The organism is Streptomyces sp. NBC_00083, assembly GCF_026343295.1.
Classification (GTDB): Bacteria; Actinomycetota; Actinomycetes; order Streptomycetales; family Streptomycetaceae; genus Streptomyces.
This window is the reverse complement of the sequence record NZ_JAPELY010000001.1, coordinates 1,418,561-1,440,125: the sequence shown is the minus strand read 5'-3', so window position 1 is coordinate 1,440,125 and position 21,565 is coordinate 1,418,561. Positions and strand designations below refer to the sequence as shown.

The following is a 21,565-nucleotide window of genomic DNA, read 5'->3' as shown; positions in this document are numbered from 1 at the left end:
GATCAGGCGGTCGGTACGGCCGGCAGCTTCAGCGTGATCGACGTCTGGAGCAGCTCGGGCGAGGACCAGTCGGACCGCAGTCCCGCGTAGGCGGTGCCGAACGCGGTGGTGCCGATGAACAGCTGCTTGCGCGTCCCCTCCGGCGCCGTGATGGGTGCGGACACGCCCTTGGGCGCCTGCACGGTGACGGCGTCCCCGATCCGGTAGGCGGTCACCGTGCCGGCCGCCAGTGCCTTGTCCCAGGACGCCCTGCGGGAGAATTCGGTTCCCGCGTCCTTTTCGCGCAGGTTCACGACGGGGGCGTTGTCGGCGTACAGCGCCTTGTAGTCGCCGAGGACCTTGTCGAGGACCGGGTAGAGGATGCGCTCCTCGGCCAGGTTGGACTGGTGGACGTAGTGCGGCCGCGGGTCGTTCCACAGGACGTGCGAGAGGGCGGTCTTCGCCTCGCGGGGCACGATGTACGACTGGTAGCCGGTGGCGGTGTCGAGCGGCGCCGTCATGCAGGTGGAGGCCGGGTTGTTCTCGCAGATGCCGCTTCCGCCGCTGGCCTTCGAGGTGTAGAGCCAGTTGTACTCGTCGGTCATCTCGGCGGCCTTGCCGACGTTGTAGTACACGTTCATCGGGTGCCTGGGCACCGTGAGGGCCGCCCCCACCGCGCGCTGGTCCGGCTCGCGCGAGGCGTCGCTGCCGGTCCACTTGATCCCGTTGTCGGCGAAGGCGCCCGCGAGGTTGGGGTTGTCGTCGGGCTGCTGCGGCAGGACCTTCATGCCGGAGTGCTCACCGGTGACGAGTTCGCTCTTGTCGACCGGCAGGCCCTTCTGGACCGCCCAGGTGTAGTTCTGCGCGATCTGGGCCGAGATGTCGGCCCGGCTCATCCACTGCGTGGAGCCGTCGGCGTTCTTCTTGCACACCCACGGCACGACGGTGGTGTCCTGCACACAGCCGAGGAACTCATGGGTGTAGGTGTGGTTCACCCAGCGGAACTTGGCCTTGTCGGCGAGGAGTTGGGTGGCGAGCGCGTCGGTGCCGCCGTTCTCGGACTTCCACTCCTCGCCCGCGCCGCCGTTGAACACCATGTCGAGCGTGAAGCCGCTGGTGGCCTCCCACTGCGCCGCGTACTGCGCGTCCGCGGCCGTCATCCGGATGTCCGGGTTGTTCGCGCCGCCCTCGGGGCAGTCGAGGTCGCCCGGGGTGCAGTTGTTGACGCTGTCCCAGCGGGAGTCGGGCGCGAACACGTCGTCCACGTGGACCGAGAAGTAGTTGCGGCTCTGACCCAGGTGAATGCCCTGGGTGAGCCACTCGACCATGCCCTTGGACAGCGCCTGGAACTGCTCCTGGTACTGGTTGTAGGCGAAGGTGACGACCAGTTCGTTGCGGCCGTCGTGGGCGTACTGGCCCAGCATGGAGCCGCCCGACGGCGCGTCGAGGTAGCTGGTGAAGCCGTCCCTGGGGTGGGCCGCGTAGCCGTAGCTCTCGGGCACCGCGGGGTCGTTGTCCTCGAAGGTCAGCGGGCCGTCGAGGTAGCCGAAGGGCCCCGCCTTGCCGGCGGCGCTGACCTGTGTGGTGACGCCGTCCAGCGGGCCGGAGAAGCCGCCGGGCTGGTCGGTGTAGTCGAGCCCCACCTCGGGGTGGGCCCAGGTGTACGCGTCGATCTGACGGATCCCGAAGGTCTTCTCGTACGCGGCCAGAGCGGTCTGCTCGGGCGAGGTCGCGGAGCCGAACGGGATCTCGTTGGGCGCGATCACGCCCTGGAACTTGGCCCGCGGCCGGCCGCTCACGGCGTCGCTCAGGAAGGCCGCGGTGATCGTCGGCCGTCCCGCCGCCCCCAACGCGACGGTCTGGTAGGGCACTCCGGTGTTCTTCAGCTCCGCGACGAGCGCCGCGACCGCGCTTCCGCCGTCGTCGAGGACGAGCACCTTCAGATCGACGCGTGGCGCGATCGTGCCCGCCGCGTTGGCGGCCGGGATGGCCGTGCTGAGAAGTCCGGCAGCCATGAGCGCGGTGAGCGCCAGCCTGGTTCTGCCCATGTTCAAGGCCTTCGCCTTCATTTGTCCCCCCTCATAGAGCCCTCGTGCGCGAACTGCGCGTGAAGGACCTGTGGTGATGATGCAAAGGGGCACGATGCCCCCAGTGCCCGATCGAGGTGAGTGTGACGGAGCTCTCACGGAGTGTGTGGGCCAAACGTGAAAGAGACACCACGGATGAGTGAATTACAGCCACCGCGATCGAACGCTGTCACCGCGCGTAGGCTCGTGGCTGGTGGTCGACCCGCCCCAAATACGATGGACCGGGCCTCGGCCGGCCCACCCGACGGTCGAACACTCCACAGGATTCTCAAGGAAGAGAGATCTCACCACCGTGACTGCTCTGACTCTCAGCACCGCCGGTGCGGCGACGCTGCGCGCCGACGCCCTCGTCGTCGGCGTCGCCAAGGCCGCGGGCCCCAAGGCCGGCCTTGTCGTCGCTCCCGGCGCCGAGGCCGTGGACAAGGCGTTCGGCGGAAAGCTCGCCGCTGTCCTGGAGACCCTCGGCGCCAGTGGTGCCGAGGGTGAGGTGACCAAGGCCGTGTCGCCCTCCGGCCTCAAGGCCCCGTTCGTCCTCGCGGTCGGCCTCGGCACCGCCCCCGGCGAGGACGAGGCGTACGCCTCCGAGGTGCTGCGCACCGCCGCCGGCAACGCCGCCCGCGCCCTGCACGGCATCAAGAAGGCCGCGTTCGCGCTGCCCGTCGAGGCCGCCGAGGACATCGAGGCGATCGGCGAGGGCGCCCTGCTCGGCGCGTACGCCTTCACCGCCTACCAGGATCGCGGCGCCGACGCCAAGGGCCCGCTCGCCGAGGTCACCCTGCTCGGCGGCAAGCCGCGCGACAAGGCCCACAAGGCCGCCGTGGAGCGCTCCCTCGCGCTGACCGAGGAGATCAACCGCGCCCGTGACCTGGTCAACACCCCGCCGAACGACCTGACCCCCGAGGCCTTCGCCGCGGTCGTCTCCGCCGCCGGCAAGGAGCACGGCCTCAAGGTGCAGGTGCTCGACGAGAAGGCGCTCGACAAGGGCGGCTACGGCGGCATCCTGGGCGTCGGCAACGGCTCGCAGAACCCGCCGCGCCTGGTGAAGATCTCGTACACCCACGCCAAGAACGCCAAGCACCTGGCCTTCGTCGGCAAGGGCATCACCTACGACTCGGGCGGCATCTCGCTCAAGCCGGCCGGCCACAACGAGACGATGAAGTGCGACATGGCCGGCGCCGCCGCCGTGTTCGCCGCCGTCGTCACCGCGGCCCGTCTCGGCCTCGAGGCCAACGTCACCGGCTGGCTCGCGCTGGCCGAGAACATGCCCTCGGGTTCCGCCACCCGCCCCGGCGACGTGCTGCGCATGTACAGCGGCAAGACCGTCGAGGTCCTCAACACCGACGCCGAGGGCCGGCTCGTCCTCGCCGACGCCCTGTGGAAGGCCTCCGAGGAGAACCCGGACGCGATCGTCGACGTGGCCACGCTGACCGGCGCGATGATGGTCGCCCTCGGCGACCACACCTTCGGGATCATGGCCAATGACGACGCCTTCCGCACCGCGATCCACGAGATCGCGGAGGAGTCCGGCGAGCAGTCCTGGCCGATGCCGCTCCCGGCGAACCTGCGCAAGTCCATCGACTCCCCGACCGCCGACATCGCCAACATGGGCGTGCGGATGGGCGGCGGTCTGGTGGCCGGCGTCTTCCTGAAGGAGTTCGTGGGCGAGGGCATCACCTGGGCCCACCTGGACATCGCGGGTCCCGCCTTCAACGACGGCGCCCCGCACGGCTACACCCCCAAGGGCGGCACCGGCTCCTCGGTGCGCACCCTGGTCCGTCTCGTGGAGCGGGCCGCCGCGGGCGACCTCGGCTGATCCACCGCGCACAGCCGGCACACAGGGCGGCTCCGGGCATACGCGCCGGGGCCGCCCGTGTTCACGCTCCGTACCACCGCGCTTCGGCCGGATTTCGCTGTTGATGAAACCGACGGTGACATCCGGACGCCGCGGCCCGGTGGCACGGGCACTCCTGGGACCGCCGACGCCGGCGATCAGCGGTCTCAGACCCCGGCCCCGCGTCCCGCCTTCCGTCAACAAGTGCGAAGATGGGTTCTCGGCAGGACAGGGCCCCCACCACAGGGCCGAAGACAAGCGGCCGAATACCAGCCGCCGCCGGTCATCGACGACCGCGCCCGGCGCACATGCATGGAGGACGTGACGTGGCGAACGACGCCAGCACCGTTTTCGACCTAGTGATCCTCGGCGGTGGCAGTGGCGGCTACGCCGCGGCCCTGCGCGGAGCGCAGCTGGGCCTGGACGTCGCACTGATCGAGAAGAACAAGCTCGGCGGCACCTGCCTGCACAACGGCTGCATCCCGACGAAGGCCCTGCTGCACGCCGGCGAGATCGCCGACCAGGCACGCGAAGCCGGCCAGTTCGGCGTCAAGGCCACCTTCGAGGGCATCGACATCAACGCGGTCCACGCGTACAAGGACGAGGTCATCTCGGGCCTGTACAAGGGGCTGCAGGGCCTGGTCGCCTCCCGCAAGGTGACCTACATCGAGGGTGAGGGACGCCTGTCCTCCCCGACCTCGGTGGACGTCAACGGCCAGCGCGTCCAGGGCCGCCACGTCCTGCTGGCGACCGGCTCCGTGCCGAAGTCGCTGCCGGGCCTGGAGATCGACGGCAACCGCATCATCTCCTCGGACCACGCGCTGACCCTGGACCGCGTCCCGCAGTCCGCGATCATCCTGGGCGGCGGCGTCATCGGCGTCGAGTTCGCCTCGGCGTGGAAGTCCTTCGGCACCGACGTCACCGTCATCGAGGGCCTCAAGCACCTCGTGCCGGTCGAGGACGAGAACAGCTCCAAGATCCTGGAGCGCGCGTTCCGCAAGCGCGGCATCAAGTTCAACCTGGGCACCTTCTTCCAGAAGGCCGAGTACACGGCCAACGGTGTGAAGGTCACGCTGGCCGACGGCAAGGAGTTCGAGGCCGAGGTCCTCCTCGTCGCCATCGGCCGCGGCCCGGTCTCGCAGGGCCTCGGGTACGAGGAGCAGGGCGTCGCGATGGACCGCGGCTACGTCCTGGCCGACGAGTACATGCGCACCAACGTGCCCACCATCTCCGCCGTCGGCGACCTGGTCCCGACGCTCCAGCTCGCGCACGTCGGCTTCGCCGAGGGCATCCTGGTGGCGGAGCGTCTGGCCGGTCTCAAGACCGTCCCGATCGACTACGACGGCGTGCCCCGGGTGACGTACTGCCACCCCGAGGTCGCCTCCGTGGGCATCACCGAGGCCAAGGCCAAGGAGATCTACGGTGCGGACAAGGTCGTCGCTCTGAAGTACAACCTCGCGGGCAACGGCAAGAGCAAGATCCTCAAGACCGCGGGCGAGATCAAGCTCGTCCAGGTCAAGGACGGTGCCGTGGTCGGCGTCCACATGGTCGGTGACCGCATGGGCGAGCAGGTCGGCGAAGCCCAGCTGATCTACAACTGGGAGGCGCTGCCGGCCGAGGTCGCGCAGCTCATCCACGCGCACCCGACGCAGAACGAGGCGCTCGGCGAGGCCCACCTGGCGCTGGCCGGCAAGCCGCTGCACTCCCACGACTGACAGCCCCTCGGGCGCGACGACCACTTCCCGCAATTCGTAAGGAGCAACCGAAACCATGTCGGTTTCCGTAACCCTTCCGGCGCTCGGCGAGAGCGTCACCGAGGGCACCGTCACCCGTTGGCTGAAGGCCGAGGGCGAGCGCGTCGAGGCCGACGAGCCGCTGCTCGAGGTCTCGACCGACAAGGTCGACACCGAGATCCCCGCCCCGGCCTCCGGCATCCTCGCCTCCATCAAGGTGGCCGAGGACGAGACCGTCGAGGTCGGCGCGGAACTCGCCATCATCGACGACGGCTCGGGCGCCCCGGCGGCCGAGGCCGCCCCGGCGCAGCAGGCTCCGGCCCAGGAGGCCCCGGCTCAGGAGGCCCCGGCCCCGCAGGCCGAGCCCTCCACCGAGGCCGCCGCCCCCGCCCCGGCCCCCACGGCCGAGGCCGCCTCCGGCGGTGGCTCCGCCGAGGGCACCGACGTCGTCCTCCCCGCGCTCGGCGAGAGCGTGACCGAGGGCACCGTCACCCGCTGGCTCAAGGAGGTCGGCGAGGAGGTGGCCGAGGACGAGCCGCTGCTCGAGGTCTCGACCGACAAGGTCGACACCGAGATCCCGGCTCCGGTCGCGGGCGTGCTGCTCGAGATCGTCGTCGGTGAGGACGAGACCGCCGAGGTCGGCGCCAAGCTCGCCGTCATCGGCGCCCCGGGCGCGGCTCCGGCCGCCGCCCAGGCTCCGGCCGCCCCGGCCCCCGCGGCCGCCCCCGCTCCGGCTGCTCCGGCGCCCGCTCCTGCCCCGGCCGCCCCCGCGGCTCCGGCAGCTCCGGCGCCGCAGGCTCCGGCTGCCGCTCCGGCTCCGGCTCCGGCTCCGGCTCCGGCTCCGGCTCCGGCCGCACAGGCTCCGGCTCCCGCCGCCACCTCCGGTGACGACGGCGCCTACGTCACGCCGCTGGTCCGCAAGCTCGCCTCCGAGTCCGGTGTGGACCTGGGCGCGGTCAAGGGCACCGGCGTCGGCGGCCGCATCCGCAAGCAGGACGTCATCGCCGCCGCGGAGGCCGCCAAGGCTCCCGCGCCGGCCGCCGCCCCTGCCGCGCAGAAGGCCGCCCCGTCCGTCGAGGCGTCCCCGCTGCGCGGTCAGACGGTCAAGATGACCCGCATGCGCAAGGTCATCGGCGACAACATGATGAAGGCGCTGCACTCGCAGGCCCAGCTGACCTCGGTCGTCGAGGTCGACATCACGAAGCTGATGAAGCTGCGCAACGCGGCGAAGGACGCCTTCGCCGCCCGTGAGGGCGTCAAGCTGTCCCCGATGCCGTTCTTCGTGAAGGCGGCGGCCCAGGCGCTGAAGGCCCACCCGGTCGTCAACGCCCGGATCAACGAGGACGAGGGCACCATCACCTACTTCGACTCGGAGAACATCGGCATCGCCGTGGACTCCGAGAAGGGCCTGATGACCCCGGTCATCAAGGGTGCGGGCGACCTCAACCTGGCCGGCATCTCCAAGGCCACGGCCGAGCTGGCCGGCAAGGTCCGCGGCAACAAGATCACCCCGGACGAGCTGTCGGGCGCGACGTTCACGATCAGCAACACCGGTTCGCGCGGCGCGCTGTTCGACACCGTCATCGTGCCGCCGAACCAGGTCGCCATCCTGGGCATCGGTGCCACGGTCAAGCGTCCGGCGGTCATCGAGACCGCCGAGGGCACCGTCATCGGCGTCCGCGACATGACGTACCTGGCCCTCTCCTACGACCACCGTCTGGTGGACGGCGCCGACGCCGCCCGCTACCTGACGACGGTCAAGGCGATCCTCGAGGCCGGCGAGTTCGAGGTCGAGCTCGGCCTGTAAGGCTCTCCACGGCACCGTGGGACGGCTGTAACACTCGTCTCACCAGCGACCGCGCCCCCGTCCGGGCTCTTCCGGACGGGGGCGCGGCCGTATTGTTTGGAGGTCACCGCTCGCCTTAAGGAGCCCCCATGACCGTGCCCGTCGTCCACTCGCTGCGCGAGCAGATCCGCGAGCACATCGTGGAGGGGATCGTCAGCGGGCGCTGGAAGCCCGGTGAGCGGATCGTGGAGCGGCGCATCGCGGTGGAGCTCCAGGTCAGCCAGACGCCGGTGCGTGAGGCCCTCAGGGAGCTGGAGAGCCTGCGCCTGATCGAGTCGGCCCCCAACAAGGGCGTACGGGTACGGAATCTGAGCCCGGCCGACCTGGAGGAGAGCTACCCGGTGCGGGCCGGCCTTGAGCAGATCGCGGCCGAGCTGGCGGCGGAGCGCCTGGCCGAGGACTGCTCGGCCCTGGAGCCGCACGTGGCGGCCCTGTACGAGGCGGACCGGGCGGCGGACGGGACCGCGCAGGTGCGGCACACGGTGGGCTTCCACCGGGAGCTGGTGCGGGCGGCCGACAACAGTGTGCTGTTGCACACATGGGAAGGGCTCGGCATCGAGGTCTTCACGGCGCTCTCGATCCGCTGGCTCGGCACCGTACAGAAGTCGTACGCGGAGGAGCACGAGGACCTCGTCGCGGCGTTCCGGCGGCGGGATCCGGCCATCGGTCTGATGGTGAAGGCCCATGTCCTGGGGTGCGCGCCGCGTAGCGCCTGACGGTCCGGGCGCGGGCCAGGGCCCTTCAAAAACCAGGCACCGCGTGCCTGGTTTGGCGGCACCCTGTGCCGACTTTCCCGATTCGAAGAAGTTTTTGGGCTCAACACTTTGATCGATCATCGATCGTCGGCTTACAGTCAACGGCGGACTCACCGGTCCAAGGCCCCGTCCTGCCAGACAAAGGCCCCCTTTTCTCCACCCCCCTCCTGTCCGGAAGGCGGCGATCGTGATCGACCCCGTAGCCAAGTTTCCGAGTGAGCTCGACCAGCTCCCGGACCGTGACACCGAGGAGACCGCCGAATGGGCGGCCTCCCTCGATGCCGTCGCCAAGGCCGCCGGCCCCCATAGGGCCGCGTATCTGATGCGCCGCACGCTCCAGCATGCCGAAGGCGCGGGCCTCGCCCTGCCGAAGCTGCTGGAGACGGACTACGTCAACACCATTCCCTCCTCCTCGGAGCCCGTCATCGACGGCGACGAGGAGATGGAGCGCCGGATCACCGCATGGAACCGCTGGAACGCGGCGGCCATGGTGACCCGGGGCTCGAAGCACGGCGTCGGCGGCCACATCGCGACCTTCGCGTCCGCGGCCTGGCTGTACGAGACCGGCTTCAACCACTTCTTCCGCGGGAAGGAGGGCGACGGATCCGGCGACCAGCTCTACATCCAGGGCCACGCCTCGCCCGGCATCTACGCCCGCGCCTTCCTCGACGGCCGCCTCACCGAGGCGCACCTCGACAAGTTCCGCCAGGAGTCCGCCGGCGACGGCCTGCCCTCCTACCCGCACCCGCGCCGCCTGCCCTGGCTGTGGGAGTTCCCGACCGTCTCGATGGGTCTGGGCCCGCTCTCCGCGATCTACCAGGCGCGCTTCAACCGGTACCTCACCAACCGGAACATCAAGGACGTCTCCAACTCCCACGTGTGGGCGTTCCTCGGTGACGGCGAGATGGACGAGCCCGAGTCGACGGCGGCCCTCGCACTCGCCGCCCGCGAGGGTCTGGACAACCTGACCTTCGTCATCAACTGCAACCTGCAGCGCCTCGACGGCCCGGTCCGCGCCAACTTCAAGATCGTGCAGGAGCTGGAGGCCCAGTTCCGCGGCGCCGGCTGGAACGTCGTGAAGTCGCTGTGGGGCGGCGCCTGGGACGAGCTCTTCCAGCTCGACACCACCGGCGCCCTCGTCCGCCGCCTGCGCGAGGTCCCCGACGCCCAGGTGCAGACGTACCAGACGCGCGACGCGGCCTACATCCGCGAGGACTTCTTCGGCAAGGACCCGGCGCTCGTCGAGATGGCGAAGCTGCTCTCGGACGACAAGATCCTGGAGTGCTTCCACCTCTCGCGCGGTGGCCACGAGCCGCGCAAGGTGTACGCCGCCTACAAGGCCGCCCTGTCCCACAAGGGCGCGCCGACCGTCATCCTGGCCCAGACGGTCAAGGGCTTCACCCTCGGCGACGGCTTCGCGTCCAAGAACGCGAACCACCAGATGAAGAAGCTCACCAACGACGAGTTCAAGAACATGCGTGACCTTCTTGAACTGCCCATCTCCGACGCGCAGTTCGTCGACGGCGTGGTCCCCTACGGCCACCCCGGCGCCGACTCCCCCGAGGTCCGCTACCTCCAGGAGCGCCGCGCGGCGCTCGGCGGCCCGGCCCCGGCCCGCCGCAGCCACGCGATCGCCCCGCTGCCGGCCCCGGCCGACAAGTCGTTCGCGGCGTTCGACAAGGGCTCCGGCAACCAGTCCATGGCCACCACCATGGCGTTCGTCCGGCTGATGAAGGACCTGATCCGCGACAAGACGACCGGCAAGCGCTGGGTCCCGATCGTCCCGGACGAGGCCCGCACCTTCGGCATGGAGTCGCTCTTCCCCTCGCTGGGCATCTACTCGCCCAAGGGCCAGACGTACGAGCCGGTCGACCGCGACCAGCTGATGTACTACCGCGAGGCCAAGGACGGCCAGATCCTCAACGAGGGCATCACCGAGGCCGGCTCCATGGCCGACTTCATCGCCGCGGCGTCCGCGTACTCCACGCACGGCGAAGCGATGATCCCGTTCTACATCTTCTACTCGATGTTCGGCTGGCAGCGCACGGCCGACCAGATGTGGCAGCTCGGCGACCAGCTGGGCCGCGGCTTCCTGGTGGGCGCCACCGCCGGCCGTACGACCCTGACCGGTGAGGGCCTCCAGCACGCGGACGGCCACTCCCCGGTGATCGCGGCGACCAACCCGGCGGCCATGTCGTACGACCCGGCCTTCGCGTACGAGGTCGCGGCCATCGTCAAGGACGGTCTGCGCCGGATGTACGGCGAGGCGGCCCCGGGCGAGGACCGGGACGTCTTCTACTACCTGACCGTCTACAACGAGCCGATGCCGCAGCCGGCGAAGCCCGCGGGCATCGACGAGGGCATCGTCAAGGGCCTGTACCGCTTCAACACGGCGGAGTCGGCCGGCGTGACCGTCCCGGTCAACGCCTCCCGCATCCAGCTGCTCGGCTCCGGCACGGCGATCCACTGGACGCTCGAAGCGCAGAAGCTGCTCGCCGAGGAGTGGGGCGTGGCCGCCGACGTGTGGTCCGCGACCTCCTGGACCGAGCTGCGGCGCGACGCCCTCGAAGCGGACGCTGCCCTGCTGCGCGGCGAGGAGCGGATCCCCTTCATCCGCAAGGCACTTGAGGGCATCGACTCTCCCGTCCTCGCGGTCTCCGACTACATGCGCCAGGTCCCGGACCAGATCGCGCAGTGGGTCGAGCAGGACTGGTCCTCGCTCGGTGCGGACGGCTTCGGCCTCTCCGACACCCGTGAGGCGGCCCGTCGCCACTTCGGCGTCGACGCGCAGTCGATCGTCGTCGCGGCGCTGGCCCAGCTCGCCCGGCGCGGCGAGGTCCCGGTCACGGCCGTGAAGGAAGCGCGCGAGCGCTACGGCCTGTAGGCGGTATCCCGGTACGCACGCGTGCCCCGTCCCGATTGCCGGGGCGGGGCACGCGTGCGTGAATGGTCGACCGGAGGCGACACGACCCCGGGAGCACCGCATGAAGATCTGCAACCGCCCGTCCGCACCGGCCTGGGCCGACCTCTCCACGACCGACGTGCCGGCCGCCAAGGCCTTCTACGGCGCCCTCTTCGGCTGGCGGGGCGCGGACGTGCCGATGGAGGAGGCCGGCGGGTACGGCATGTTCCTGCTCGGCGAGGAGTACGCCGGCGGGTACGGGCCCCGGACGGCCCCGGAGCAGCCCGTGGCGTGGCTGGTGTACTTCCAGGTCGAGTCGGCCGACGCGACGGCGGCGAAGGTGACCGGCAGCGGCGGCTCGATCGTGGCCGGCCCCATGGACGTCTTCGATTCCGGCCGCCTCGCGGTCTTCGCGGACCCCGGGGGCGCGGTGTTCGGCGTCTGGCAGCCGAAGGAGCACAAGGGCTTCGGGGTGGTGGACCGGCCGGGCGGGATGTGCTGGTTCGAGCTCCTGACCCGCGACCGCGACCAGGCGAGGACGTTCTACGGGACGGTCTTCGGCTGGGACGGCAGCGAGGCCAACCCGTACGGGTCGTCCTCCTCGTACACGGAGTGGAAGCTGGACGGGGAGAGCTTCAGCGGGATGATGCACATGGGCTCGGACTTCCCGCCGGAGGTGCCGTCGCACTGGATGGTGTACGTCCAGGTGGAGGACTGCGACGCGGTCGCGGAACGGGCCCGGGAACTGGGCGGCGAGATCCACGTCCCGCCCACGACCATCCCCCCGGGCCGCTTCGCCCTGCTCCGCGACCCGCAGGGAGGCGTCTTCTCGGTCATCGCGGTGACGGAGTAGCCCGCTCTTCCGCCCGGCCCCCGCCAGGAGCGCGGCGAGCTGGGCCACCGGCCCACCACCGGCCCGCACCCGAAAGCCACACCTCTCGGCGGCACCGGACGCCCGGCTCAACTACGGCCCGGTGCGGTCGCATTGGCAGACTGTGACGAGCAACTCGCCCTCAATGGCAGGGCGTTGTACCATGGGCCCGTGTCTGGTAGCAGCGCTTCGGCCGGGGGACAGCGTCGTCCGCGGGATGTGGTCGCCGATGGTCTGCGTGCCCTGATCCGCGAGGGCGAGCTGCGGGTCGGGGAGCGGCTGCCCACGCAGGCCGAGCTGAGCGCGCGGTTCGCCGTGCCGCGCGGGGCTGTTCGCGGCGCCGTCGAGCTTCTTGAGCGGGAAGGGCTGATCAGGCGGGCCCAGCAGGGCACACCGCCGACCGTCGCCCGCCCCGCGGGCGCCCCGGCGACCGCGCACCGGCGCGACGTGCCCGGACCCCGCCGGCATGCGCCCCGGCCCGCAGGGGTCTTCCTCGGCGAGCGGGTGGCGCAGTGCTTCCGCGAGGACGAGGTCACCATCGACGCGTACTGCCTCAATGGCGAGACCCTGGCCTCCGCGCTCGCAGGCCCGCTCGTCGCCGTCCAGGCCGAGGGCTCGGGCCCGCGCAGCGTCACCGTCCGCATCCTGCTGCCGGACGCCGAGGCCCCGCTCGCCCTCCCCCAGGTCGTCGGCGACCTGGGCAACCTCCGGCCCCGCGAGCGGCTGCGGATCACCAGCAACCACATCTACGGCTCGCTGCGCCACTCGCTGCGGATGCTCAAGGTCCGCGACCTGGTGCAGGAGGTGAGCGTCGAGGCGCGCAAGGTGGCGATCACCCCGACGCAGAAGGTGTACATCCTCAACGGCCGCGAGGTCCTGGCCGGCCACTACCAGGTGACGGAACGCACGGTGGATCTCGACCGGACCCCGATCGAGATCTACGACATGCTCGGCGTGGAGGGCATGCTCTTCCGGCACACCGTGGTCGACGACGACCAGGTGACCCGCGGCTACGTCGAGCAGACCCAGCAGTGGTTCGACTCGCTCTGGAACACCATCGCCCGCCCCCTGGACCCGAACGCGGACTGAGCCCGCCCCGCTCACACCGCGGCGATCAGCAGCAGCACCACGAGCACGGCCGCCACGCAGACCAGGTTGGTGCGCGGCCCGGCCGGAAGGGGCCCCGGCTCACGGGACTCCGCGCGGCCGCCCTTCGTGAGCAGCACGCACACGGCGAGCACCAGCAGGCCCGACGGGCCGAACAGGGACACCACACCCGCGTTCGACAGCAGTTCGAGGACGATCTGCACCCGCGTCTCCAGTCCCATGGAACACCTCCTCCGGTAGTCGCCGCCGCGGACCGCACCCCGACGTAGGGACGTCCGGTGCCCTCGTCGGCCGGCGATCGTGTGCCCTCCTCCTACCCTTCGTGAATGGCTGCCATCTATGGCCAACCGACTGCATATTGGGCAACACGACTATGCCAATGGCGAGTTGCGCGGCCAAGGAGGGCAACCAGACGGTCAAGCAAGGGAATTGACCGCTTGCCACAGGCATCTGTCCTGTCTTGACCGCGAGTTGTAGCCTCGCTGGGTGACGACCCACACCTCAGGGGCCGGCCGGGACGACGCCGGGGAGACCCCCCGCTACCGCGTGGTGGCCGACGCGCTGCGCCAGGAGATCCAGAACGGCGCCCCGGCGCCCGGCGAGGCGCTGCCCAAGCAGGAGCAGCTCATGCGGCGTTTCGGCTGCGGGCGCGGCACCGTACAGAAGGCGCTGCACCTGCTGCGCGAGGAGCAGCTCCTGGAGGCGGGGGTGTCGGGCCGGGGCGCCCGGGTGGCCCGGCAGGCTGCCATCGGACGGCCATTGGGCCATTACATCTCCCGCGCCTTCGACGCCCCCCATGTCTCGCTCGACGTCTGGTCGCTGCACACCGAGGAGCTGTCCCGGGCCGTCCAGCAACAGGCCGAACTGATCAGGCTCGGCGACCGCGCGGCGCCGCGTTCGGTCCGGGTGCGGGTCCTGGTGCCGGATCTCGACACCCACCACCCCTACCCGCGCCACGTCGACGACCCCGAGGACCTGCGCCCGCTTCGCCGGCTGCGGCGCGTCATCCGGATGTACGCGGAGGCGCTGCACCACTCGCTCACCCAGCTGGCCGAGGAAGGCACGGTGGGCTCGGTGTCCGTGGAGATCCGGAGCCTGCCCACGGTGCCCGGCGAGAAGCGCTACCTCATCAACGGCAGCCAGATGCTGACCGGCTACTACTTCCTGCGCAAGACCCGCATCCTGGTCGACGCCGCGTCGATAGAGGTCCTCGAACTGCACAGCGACACCCTGTTCCCGGCCACGGCGGAGGGCAACGGCGCGCGCTCCCTGGAGCGGGCCGAGTTCCAGCAGGTGCAGGCCTGGTTCGACTCGCGCTGGGAGATGGTCGCCACGCCACTGCGGCCGCTCGACGAGTGACCGGGCCCGCCGCGACGGGCCACCGGGCCCTATGGCGACAGATGTGCCAGGGGTGGCGATCGGCGGCAACCGGACGAAAAGCGCCGCTCCGCGTGCGCCGCAACCCCCTACCCACGATGCTGGTTCCGTGATGGACGAGACGGAGTTCTGGGAGATCGTCGACCGTACCCGCGAGGCCGCCGACGGCGACCCCGAGGAACAGGCCGACCTGCTCGTGGACCGGCTGCTGCAGTTGGACCCCGACTCCGTGCTCGACTTCGCCCGGCACTTCGAGGCACGCTACAACCGCGCCTACCGCTGGGACCTGTGGGGCGCCGCCGCCGTGCTGCTCGACGGGGCGAGCGACGACGCCTTCGACTACTTCCGCTGCTGGCTCATCGGCCAGGGCCGCGAGGTCTTCGAGGGCGCGGTGCACGACCCCGACGCGCTCGCCGACCTCCTCGGCGAGTTCGACGAGGAGGTCGACGGCGACGGCGAGGAGCTCGGCTACGCGGCCGACGAGGCGTACGAGCAGCTCACCGGCGTCGTCGCGCCCGACCTCGGCATCCCGCCGCAGCCCGAGGAGCCGGAGGGCACCGCGCTGGACTTCGAGGACGAGTCGGCGCTCGCGGACCGCTATCCCCGGCTGTGGGAGCGGTTCGGCACCGCCTGAGCGGGCCCCGGCGCCAGGCCGGTCCCGGCCCGCTCCAGGCGCTCCCCCGCCCGGAACTCAGAAGTGCGTGCCGCCATCCACCCGTACCTCGGTGCCGGTGATGAAGCGGCCGTCGTCGCTGGCGAGCATCGCGACCACCGAGGCCACCGTCTCCGGTCCCGCGAAGCCCGCGCCGATGGCCGGGGCCAGCTTCACGAACAGCGACAGGTCGGCGTCGGCGGGCAGGCCGGGGCCCACGCTGGCGCGGGAGGCGCCGCTTCCGTCGGTCATGCCGGAGGAGATCGAGCCGGGCTGCACGGCGGTGAAGCGGATGCCCCGCTTCGCGTACTCGGCGGCGAGCGCGTGGGTCATCGACTGGATGCCGCCCTTGCTGGCCGCGTACGCCGCCATGTAGGGGTGGGCGAACACCGCCGAGGTGGAGCTGAAGTTGACCACGGCCGCGCCGTCGCCTTCGAGCAGCGCCGGGATCGCCTCGCGGATCATCAGGAAGGTGCCGGTCAGGTTGACCGCGACGACCTGGTTGAACTCGGCGAGGCTCGTCTCGTGGGTGTGCGAGGAGCGCAGGATCCCGGCCGCGTTGACGAGCACGTCGAGGCCGCCGAGCGCGGAGACCGCGGCGGCGACGCCCTCGCGCACCGAGGCCTCGTCGGCTATGTCGACGACGAGGGTGGTCAGCCGTCCGATGCCGGCGCCCGCCTTGTCGGCGGTGTCCTTCAGGCCGGCCTCGCTGACGTCGGCGGCGACGACATGCCCGCCCTCGGCGAGCAGGCGCAGCACGGTGGCCTGCCCGATGCCGGAGCCACCGCCGGTGACCAGGGCCCGGCGTCCTTCGTAGCGGTCGGTGACGGTGTGCACGCTCATCGCGGTCCAGCTTTCTCAAGATCGGGACCCGGGGGCCGACAGGGCCCGGGGTCCGTCGTCGGCTCGTCGTGGGTCCAGGAGGATTCGACACCACCGTACGCCTAGGTGGCACGTTTTGCCATGACGTCAATCCGTGCAGGCGGGAGAGGTGCGGGCGTAGGCTTGGGCGGTGATCCAGCCCGCCGCGCAGCCCGCCCCGCCGCCCAAGCCCTCCCTGACGGAGCGCCGCAAGGCCGCGACCCAGCTCGACATCGCCCGCGCCGCGGCCGCGCTCTTCGCCGAGCACGGCCCCGACGGCACCACCGCGGAGGCCATCGCCCGGCACGCCGGCGTCGCCCTGCGCACCTTCTACCGCTACTTCCGCTCCAAGCAGGACGCGGTCGGCCCGCTCCTCTCGGGCGGCGCCGAACGCTGGCGGGCGCTGCTCGAAGCCGCCGAGCCCGGCCCGCTCGCCAGGACTTTGGAGGCGGCCGTGCGCGAGGCCCTCGCGGTGCCCGACGCACCCGCCGCGGAACAACTGCGGTGGACCAGGGGGCTACTGCGCGCGGCGGAGCACGACGCGGCGCTGCGCGCGGTCTGGTACCGGGTCAACCAGGACTCCGAGGAGCGGCTACTGCCCGTGCTCGCCCGCCTGGCGGGGCCGGGGGCGGACGCCCTGGAGGTGCGCCTCGCGGCGGCCGCGGCCACCGACGCGATCCGGGTCGCCCTGGAGGCGTGGGCCGCCACCGACGCACCGGCCTCCGGCCCCGGCTCCCCCGCCGAACTCGCCGTGCGCTGTCTGCGCGAACTCACCGGCGGAATGCGCCTGTTGGGCCGCTGAACCGCCGTACCGCTACCGGGCGTCGAGCCAGCCGAGCGCGGCGGCGGTGAGGGCGGTGACGCCGGTGGTCAGCGTCGGGTCGACGACCGGCGCGAAGAACGGCGAGTGGTTGGAGGGGATGTCCTTGTCGAGGGTGCCGGCGGCGAACGCGGCGCCGTACGCCGCCGGATCCGCTCCCCCGAACAGCCAGTAGCAGAGCGGCACTTGGGCGTCCGTGCCGAACAGGCCGACGTCCTCGCTGCCGGTGACGGCGCCCGGGTCGAGCACCTTGTCGGCGCCGATGACCGCGCCGACGGCGGCCATGGTCCGCGCCACCGCGCCCTCGTCGTTGACGAGCACCGGGAAGGTGTCGACCGTCTCGATGTCGGGTTCGCGCACGGCGCCGGCGACGGCCGCCTCACCGCGCACGATCCGCTCGACGGCGGCGAGCACCTTGTCCCGCACGTCCGGCTTGTACGTGCGGATGTTGAGCTTCAGCTCGGCCTCGTCCGGGATGATGTTGTCCTTGGTCCCGGCGTTCAGGGCGCCGACGGTGACGACGGCCGTCTCGCTGCCCGGGATCTCGCGGGACACGATGGTCTGGAGCCGCAGCACGGTGGAGGCGGCCATCACCACGGGGTCGACGGACGCCTCGGGCCGCGAACCGTGCGCGCCCTTGCCGTACAGGACGACCCTGAGCGAGTCGGCGCCCGCGAAGGCGGGCCCCGGGTGCGCGCCGATCATCCCGGCGGGGAACGGCCCCACGTGCTGGCCGAGCACGACGTCGGGCGTGCCGAACCGCTCGTAGAGCCCGTCGTCGAGCATGGCCCGCGCGCCCCGGCCGATCTCCTCGGCCGGCTGGAAGACGCCGAGCACGGTGCCGCTCCACAGCGCGCGGGCGTCGGCGAGCAGCTTGAGGGTGCCGAGCAGGCACGTGGTGTGCATGTCGTGGCCGCAGGCGTGCATGACGCCCTCGACGGTGGAGGCGTGCGCGAGGCCGGTCCGCTCGGTCACCGGGAGCGCGTCGATGTCGGCCCGCAGCAGCACGGTGGGCCCGGGGCCGTTGTGCAGGACGGCGACGACTCCGGTGCGCCCGACCCCGGTCGTCACCTCGTACCCGTACTCCCGCGCCCTGCGGGCGGCCTCGGCGGCGGTGCGGTGCTCGGCGAAGGACAGCTCGGGGTGGGCGTGCAGGTCGCGGTAGAGCCCGGCGAGGTCGGCGTGGATCGCGTCGAGCCCGCGCAGGACGGTGGGGGCGGCGCCGGCCGCGCTCCGGGCGGAGGGGGTGGAAGGGGTCACGGTGCCTGCCCTGCTCTCGGGGGTGCGGGTGGTCGGCTGTCGGTGAGGGAGCGGCCCATGAGGATGTCGTCCACGTACGCGCCGTCCAGGAGGAACTCGCCCGGCAGTACGCCCTCGACGGCGAAGCCCTCGGCCTCGTACAGCGCGCGGGCCGGCGCGTTGTGGCCGAGGACGTGCAGGGTGATCCGGGTGGCGCCCTGCCGGCGGGCCGCCTCGTACGCGCCGCGCAGCAGGGCGCGGCCCACCCCGCGGCGCTGTGCGGAGGCGGCGATTTCGAGCCCCTGGATCTGCCGGACGTGCCGGTTGCTGGCGAGCGAGGTGGCCGGCACCAGCCGGATGAACCCCACCACCTCGCCGTCCAGCTCGGCGACGAGGAAGTGCGAGGGCAGGTGCAGGTCGTCGAAGAAGGGCTCGTACGGCGCGGTGGGGCGCGGCCCGACGGCGTGCAGCGTGGACCACGCCTCACGGGTGAGCACGGCGAGCCGGTCGCCGTCGGAGCGCCGGGCGGCCCGTATCAGCGGGGGCGCGGAAGTACGGGGCGTGGGGTACGACTCGTCCATGCGGCCACTGTGCCACGTGGGACGGACCGAGCGAGGATGAGCTCCATGAAGATCGCGGTGACGGGTTCGACAGGACTGATCGGTACGGAGCTGGTCCGCTCGCTCCGGGCGGACGGGCACGAGGTGCTGCGCCTGGTGCGGCGCGGCGCGGACGCGCCGGACGAGGTCGCGTGGGATCCGGCGCGCCAGTACGTGGACGCGGCGGGGCTCACCGGGTGCGAGGCGGTGGTGCATCTGGCCGGGGCGGGGGTCGCCGACCACCGGTGGACGGACGCGTACAAGAAGCAGATCCGGGACAGCAGGGTGCTCGGCACGGCGGCGCTCGCCGAGGCCCTCGCCTCTCTGGACACCCCGCCGAAGGTGCTGGTGAGCGGGTCGGCGGTCGGCTACTACGGCGACACGGGGTCGCGCGCGGTGGACGAGTCGGCGCCACCGGGCGACGGTTTCCTGCCCTCGGTGTGCGTGGAGTGGGAGGAGGCGGCGGGGCCGGCCGAGGAGGCGGGCATCCGTACGGTGTTCGCCCGTACGGGTCTTGTGGTGTCCCGCCGGGGCGGCGCCTGGGCGAAGCTCATCCCGCTGTTCCGGGCGGGGCTCGGGGGGCGGCTCGGCAGCGGGCGCCAGTACATGTCGTTCATCGCACTGCACGACGAGGTGGCGGCGCTGCGGTTCCTGCTGGACACGGAGTCGCTGTCCGGGCCGGTGAACCTGACGGCGCCGGAGCCGGTGACGAACCGGGAGGTGACGGAGGCGATGTCCCGGGTACTGCACCGCCCGGCCCTGCTGCCGGTGCCGGGGGCGGCGCTGCGGGTCGCTCTCGGGGAGGCGGCGGGGGATGTGCTGGCGGGTCAGCGCGTTGTGCCTGCGGCGCTGCTGGCGGCGGGGTTCCGGTACGCCTTCCCGAGCGTGGAGGCCGCGCTCCGGGCAGCGTAGGCGCTGCCCCCCGGGGCTCCGCCCCAGACCCCGTTCGCGCCTGAAGGCCGCTCGTCCTCAAACGCCGGACGGGCTGAGGACGTGCATGCCGGCACACGACACCGGGTGCCCTACTAGGGGCGCGGGCCTGCCCCTTCTGCACGGCTCCGCCGCGGGGAGCGCGACCACTCGGCACCGGGTGCCTTACAGGGGCGCGGGGAACTGCGCGCCAAGCCACGCACGGTCCGCACCCTGGAGACGGGCCCCTGGGGCTCCGCCCCAGACCCCGGTTCGCGCCTCAAGGGCGCTCGTCCTCAAACGCCGGACGGGCTGAGGTGGCCGCACAGGCCGAGGTCGAGCAGCCGGACGGGCTGAGGGTCCGCATGCCGGCCGGCACCGAGTAGTCAGCGCGCGAGGAGCGAGCACGGTCCGCAGGTGCCGGCGGGGTCCGGACGCAAAGACCCCCGCGGGCCCGGGATGCCCCACCCCGCCTCCCCCGGAGGGACCCCGTGCGCCCGGTGTGCCTCGACGTCCACCCCCCTGCGCGCGGGGCCACCCCCCGGAACATCCCTACTCTCTCTCCGAACTACGGCATTCCGTCGGCCAGTTGGGGGCATGAGGCCTCCACCTACCGCGCCCACCTCGGGGAGGACCACGTGCTCAGCACCGCACACCATGCGGACGTACTCATCGTGGGAGCCGGGCTCGCGGGCCTGTCAGCCGCCCATCGGCTGACCGGCGCGGGAGTCACGGTCAGCGTCCTGGAGGCAGCCCCCGGTGTGGGCGGCCGCATGTCGACGCAGCAGATCGACGGCTTCCGGCTCGACCGGATCGGGCAGCTCCTTTCGACGTCGTACCCGGAACTGACCCGCACCCCCGGCCTCGAAGAGCTGCCGCTGCGCCCCTTCTCGCCCGGGGTCCTCGTGCACAGTGAGGGCCGCCACCACCGGGCCGGTGCGACCGGGAGCGCGAGGGGCGCACTGGCCGCCGCACGCGCCCGAGCGAGCGCCCCTCGCGGCACCCCCACCCCCCTCGGCGGCGCGCTCGACCAGGCCCGGCTCGGCAAGGCGCTCGCCAAGCTCGCCGCCACTCCCCTGGCGCGGATCACGGCCCGCCCCGAACTCCCCATCGGCGAGGCCCTGTCGAGCCGGGGCCTGCCCGCCCGCACCCTGGACGGTTTCGTACGCCCGCTGCTCTCCGCCCTGCTCTGCGACCCCGGCCTGACCACGTCGAGCCGCTGCGCCGACCTCGCCCTGCGCGGCTTCGCGCGCGGCAGGCTCTGTGTGCCGGCGGGCGGCGCGGCCACCCTGCCGGAGCTGCTCGCCGCGGCCCTGCCGCCGGGCACGGTGCGTACGGACGTGAAGGTGACCTCCGTCGCCACGACCTCGGTCACCACAGCGGAGCACGGCGTGTTCGGCTGCCGCTCCGTGCTCCTGGCCACCGACGCCCCCGCCGCCGCCGAACTCCTGCCGGGCCTCAGGGTCCCCGGCTTCCACCCGCTGACCGTGCTGCACCACACCGCGCCGCACTCCCCCCTCGCCGACCCCGCGCTGCTCCTGGACGCGGACCGCAGCGGGCCCGTGGCGTACACCTCGGTGATGAGCGAGGTCGACCCGAGCCGTGCGCCGCACGGCCGGACCCTGATCACCTCGGCCGTGCTCGGCGCCCCGCCCGACGACGTGGAGCGCGCCGTACGCCGCCAACTGGCGTCCCTGTACGCCACGTCCACCGCCGACTGGGAACTGCTGGCCCTGCACCACACCCCGCAGGCCGTGCCGTCGATGCCCGCCCCGCACGATCTGCGCCGCCCGGTCCGGCTCCTGGCCGGCCTGTACGTCTGCGGCGACCACCGCGACACCAGCACCGTCCAGGGCGCCCTCTACTCGGGCCGCCGCGCCGCCCACGCGATCCTCGCAGACCTGGGCGTCCGCCCCTGGCAGGCGACGGCGGAGGTGATCCACCGGGCCGCCTGAACCGCGATGCCCCGGGGCCTTCAGCAGGCCGGCGTCCACGAC

The 21,565-nt window shown here is 72.1% G+C and carries 17 protein-coding genes; 12 read left to right on the top strand and 5 right to left on the bottom strand.

Annotated features, from left to right (window positions below; genetic code table 11):
• Nucleotides 1-2: 2 nt before the first annotated feature.
• Complete coding sequence (locus tag OOJ98_RS06220) at nt 3-2,027, bottom strand: hypothetical protein (protein ID WP_267053602.1); 2,025 nt, start codon at nt 2,025-2,027, stop codon at nt 3-5.
• Nucleotides 2,028-2,358: 331 nt separating this feature from the next.
• Here OOJ98_RS06220 and OOJ98_RS06215 point away from each other — a divergent pair, with 331 nt between their 5' ends.
• The 7 genes from OOJ98_RS06215 to OOJ98_RS06185 all read left to right on the top strand — a co-directional run bounded on the left by OOJ98_RS06215 (nt 2,359) and on the right by OOJ98_RS06185 (nt 13,093).
• On the top strand, nt 2,359-3,879 hold the full coding sequence (locus tag OOJ98_RS06215; protein ID WP_267053601.1) for a leucyl aminopeptidase: 1,521 nt from the start codon (nt 2,359-2,361) through the stop codon (nt 3,877-3,879).
• Nucleotides 3,880-4,223: 344 nt separating this feature from the next.
• Nucleotides 4,224-5,612 (top strand): dihydrolipoyl dehydrogenase, encoded by a 1,389-nt coding sequence (lpdA, locus tag OOJ98_RS06210; RefSeq protein ID WP_267053600.1) that lies wholly within the window; start codon nt 4,224-4,226, stop codon nt 5,610-5,612.
• A gap of 55 nt (nt 5,613-5,667) precedes the next feature.
• A complete protein-coding gene (sucB, locus tag OOJ98_RS06205) occupies nt 5,668-7,437 on the top strand; it encodes a 2-oxoglutarate dehydrogenase, E2 component, dihydrolipoamide succinyltransferase (protein WP_267053599.1) in 1,770 nt (589 codons plus the stop codon).
• A gap of 128 nt (nt 7,438-7,565) precedes the next feature.
• The gene (locus tag OOJ98_RS06200) at nt 7,566-8,192 is read left to right on the top strand and encodes a GntR family transcriptional regulator (protein WP_267053598.1); all 627 of its coding nucleotides are present in this window, start codon (nt 7,566-7,568) and stop codon (nt 8,190-8,192) included.
• A 226-nt stretch (nt 8,193-8,418) separates the two neighbouring features.
• Nucleotides 8,419-11,115, top strand: coding sequence for a pyruvate dehydrogenase (acetyl-transferring), homodimeric type (aceE, locus tag OOJ98_RS06195; RefSeq protein ID WP_267053597.1), 2,697 nt, complete (start codon nt 8,419-8,421; stop codon nt 11,113-11,115).
• A 100-nt stretch (nt 11,116-11,215) separates the two neighbouring features.
• Nucleotides 11,216-11,986, top strand: coding sequence for a VOC family protein (locus tag OOJ98_RS06190; protein WP_267053596.1), 771 nt, complete (start codon nt 11,216-11,218; stop codon nt 11,984-11,986).
• Between the two features lie 189 nt (nt 11,987-12,175).
• A complete protein-coding gene (locus tag OOJ98_RS06185) occupies nt 12,176-13,093 on the top strand; it encodes a FadR/GntR family transcriptional regulator (RefSeq protein ID WP_267053595.1) in 918 nt (305 codons plus the stop codon).
• 11 nt (nt 13,094-13,104) lie between these two features.
• Here the strand turns inward: OOJ98_RS06185 and OOJ98_RS06180 are convergent, their stop codons facing one another.
• Nucleotides 13,105-13,332, bottom strand: a complete 228-nt coding sequence (locus OOJ98_RS06180; RefSeq protein ID WP_267053594.1) for a hypothetical protein — start codon at nt 13,330-13,332, stop codon at nt 13,105-13,107.
• A 265-nt stretch (nt 13,333-13,597) separates the two neighbouring features.
• On the opposite strand from OOJ98_RS06180, the gene OOJ98_RS06175 reads away from it, so the two are divergent.
• Both OOJ98_RS06175 and OOJ98_RS06170 read left to right on the top strand, forming a co-directional pair.
• On the top strand, nt 13,598-14,470 hold the full coding sequence (locus OOJ98_RS06175; RefSeq protein WP_267053593.1) for a winged helix-turn-helix domain-containing protein: 873 nt from the start codon (nt 13,598-13,600) through the stop codon (nt 14,468-14,470).
• A 130-nt stretch (nt 14,471-14,600) separates the two neighbouring features.
• Nucleotides 14,601-15,122 (top strand): DUF4240 domain-containing protein, encoded by a 522-nt coding sequence (locus OOJ98_RS06170; RefSeq protein ID WP_267055538.1) that lies wholly within the window; start codon nt 14,601-14,603, stop codon nt 15,120-15,122.
• Nucleotides 15,123-15,179: 57 nt separating this feature from the next.
• On the opposite strand, the gene OOJ98_RS06165 is transcribed toward OOJ98_RS06170, so the two are convergent.
• Nucleotides 15,180-15,983: an SDR family NAD(P)-dependent oxidoreductase gene (locus OOJ98_RS06165; RefSeq protein ID WP_267053592.1), complete on the bottom strand. Its 804-nt coding sequence runs from the start codon at nt 15,981-15,983 to the stop codon at nt 15,180-15,182.
• Nucleotides 15,984-16,152: 169 nt separating this feature from the next.
• Here OOJ98_RS06165 and OOJ98_RS06160 point away from each other — a divergent pair, with 169 nt between their 5' ends.
• Nucleotides 16,153-16,803, top strand: a complete 651-nt coding sequence (locus tag OOJ98_RS06160) for a TetR/AcrR family transcriptional regulator (protein WP_267053591.1) — start codon at nt 16,153-16,155, stop codon at nt 16,801-16,803.
• Between the two features lie 12 nt (nt 16,804-16,815).
• Here the strand turns inward: OOJ98_RS06160 and OOJ98_RS06155 are convergent, their stop codons facing one another.
• Both OOJ98_RS06155 and OOJ98_RS06150 read right to left on the bottom strand, forming a co-directional pair.
• Complete coding sequence (locus OOJ98_RS06155; RefSeq protein ID WP_267055537.1) at nt 16,816-18,027, bottom strand: amidohydrolase; 1,212 nt, start codon at nt 18,025-18,027, stop codon at nt 16,816-16,818.
• Between the two features lie 50 nt (nt 18,028-18,077).
• Complete coding sequence (locus tag OOJ98_RS06150; RefSeq protein WP_267053590.1) at nt 18,078-18,641, bottom strand: GNAT family N-acetyltransferase; 564 nt, start codon at nt 18,639-18,641, stop codon at nt 18,078-18,080.
• A 36-nt stretch (nt 18,642-18,677) separates the two neighbouring features.
• Here OOJ98_RS06150 and OOJ98_RS06145 point away from each other — a divergent pair, with 36 nt between their 5' ends.
• Together OOJ98_RS06145 and OOJ98_RS06140 are read left to right on the top strand one after the other, a co-directional pair.
• Nucleotides 18,678-19,571 carry a TIGR01777 family oxidoreductase gene (locus OOJ98_RS06145; protein ID WP_267053589.1) on the top strand — a complete coding sequence of 298 codons (894 nt, stop codon included), beginning with the start codon at nt 18,678-18,680 and terminating at the stop codon, nt 19,569-19,571.
• A 635-nt stretch (nt 19,572-20,206) separates the two neighbouring features.
• The gene (locus OOJ98_RS06140; RefSeq protein ID WP_267053588.1) at nt 20,207-21,523 is read left to right on the top strand and encodes an NAD(P)/FAD-dependent oxidoreductase; all 1,317 of its coding nucleotides are present in this window, start codon (nt 20,207-20,209) and stop codon (nt 21,521-21,523) included.
• Nucleotides 21,524-21,565: the final 42 nt, after the last annotated feature.

What these genes read in the sequence shown, in the direction of transcription:
- OOJ98_RS06180 (WP_267053594.1), bottom strand. Translation starts at nt 13,332, where the DNA reads ATGGGACTGGAGACGCGGGTGCAGATCGTCCTCGAACTGCTGTCGAAC.
- OOJ98_RS06190 (WP_267053596.1), top strand. Translation starts at nt 11,216, where the DNA reads ATGAAGATCTGCAACCGCCCGTCCGCACCGGCCTGGGCCGACCTCTCC.
- OOJ98_RS06170 (WP_267055538.1), top strand. Translation starts at nt 14,601, where the DNA reads ATGGACGAGACGGAGTTCTGGGAGATCGTCGACCGTACCCGCGAGGCC.
- sucB (WP_267053599.1), top strand. Translation starts at nt 5,668, where the DNA reads ATGTCGGTTTCCGTAACCCTTCCGGCGCTCGGCGAGAGCGTCACCGAG.
- OOJ98_RS06145 (WP_267053589.1), top strand. Translation starts at nt 18,678, where the DNA reads ATGAGCTCCATGAAGATCGCGGTGACGGGTTCGACAGGACTGATCGGT.
- OOJ98_RS06165 (WP_267053592.1), bottom strand. Translation starts at nt 15,983, where the DNA reads ATGAGCGTGCACACCGTCACCGACCGCTACGAAGGACGCCGGGCCCTG.
- OOJ98_RS06150 (WP_267053590.1), bottom strand. Translation starts at nt 18,641, where the DNA reads ATGGACGAGTCGTACCCCACGCCCCGTACTTCCGCGCCCCCGCTGATA.
- OOJ98_RS06200 (WP_267053598.1), top strand. Translation starts at nt 7,566, where the DNA reads ATGACCGTGCCCGTCGTCCACTCGCTGCGCGAGCAGATCCGCGAGCAC.
- OOJ98_RS06220 (WP_267053602.1), bottom strand. Translation starts at nt 2,027, where the DNA reads ATGGGCAGAACCAGGCTGGCGCTCACCGCGCTCATGGCTGCCGGACTT.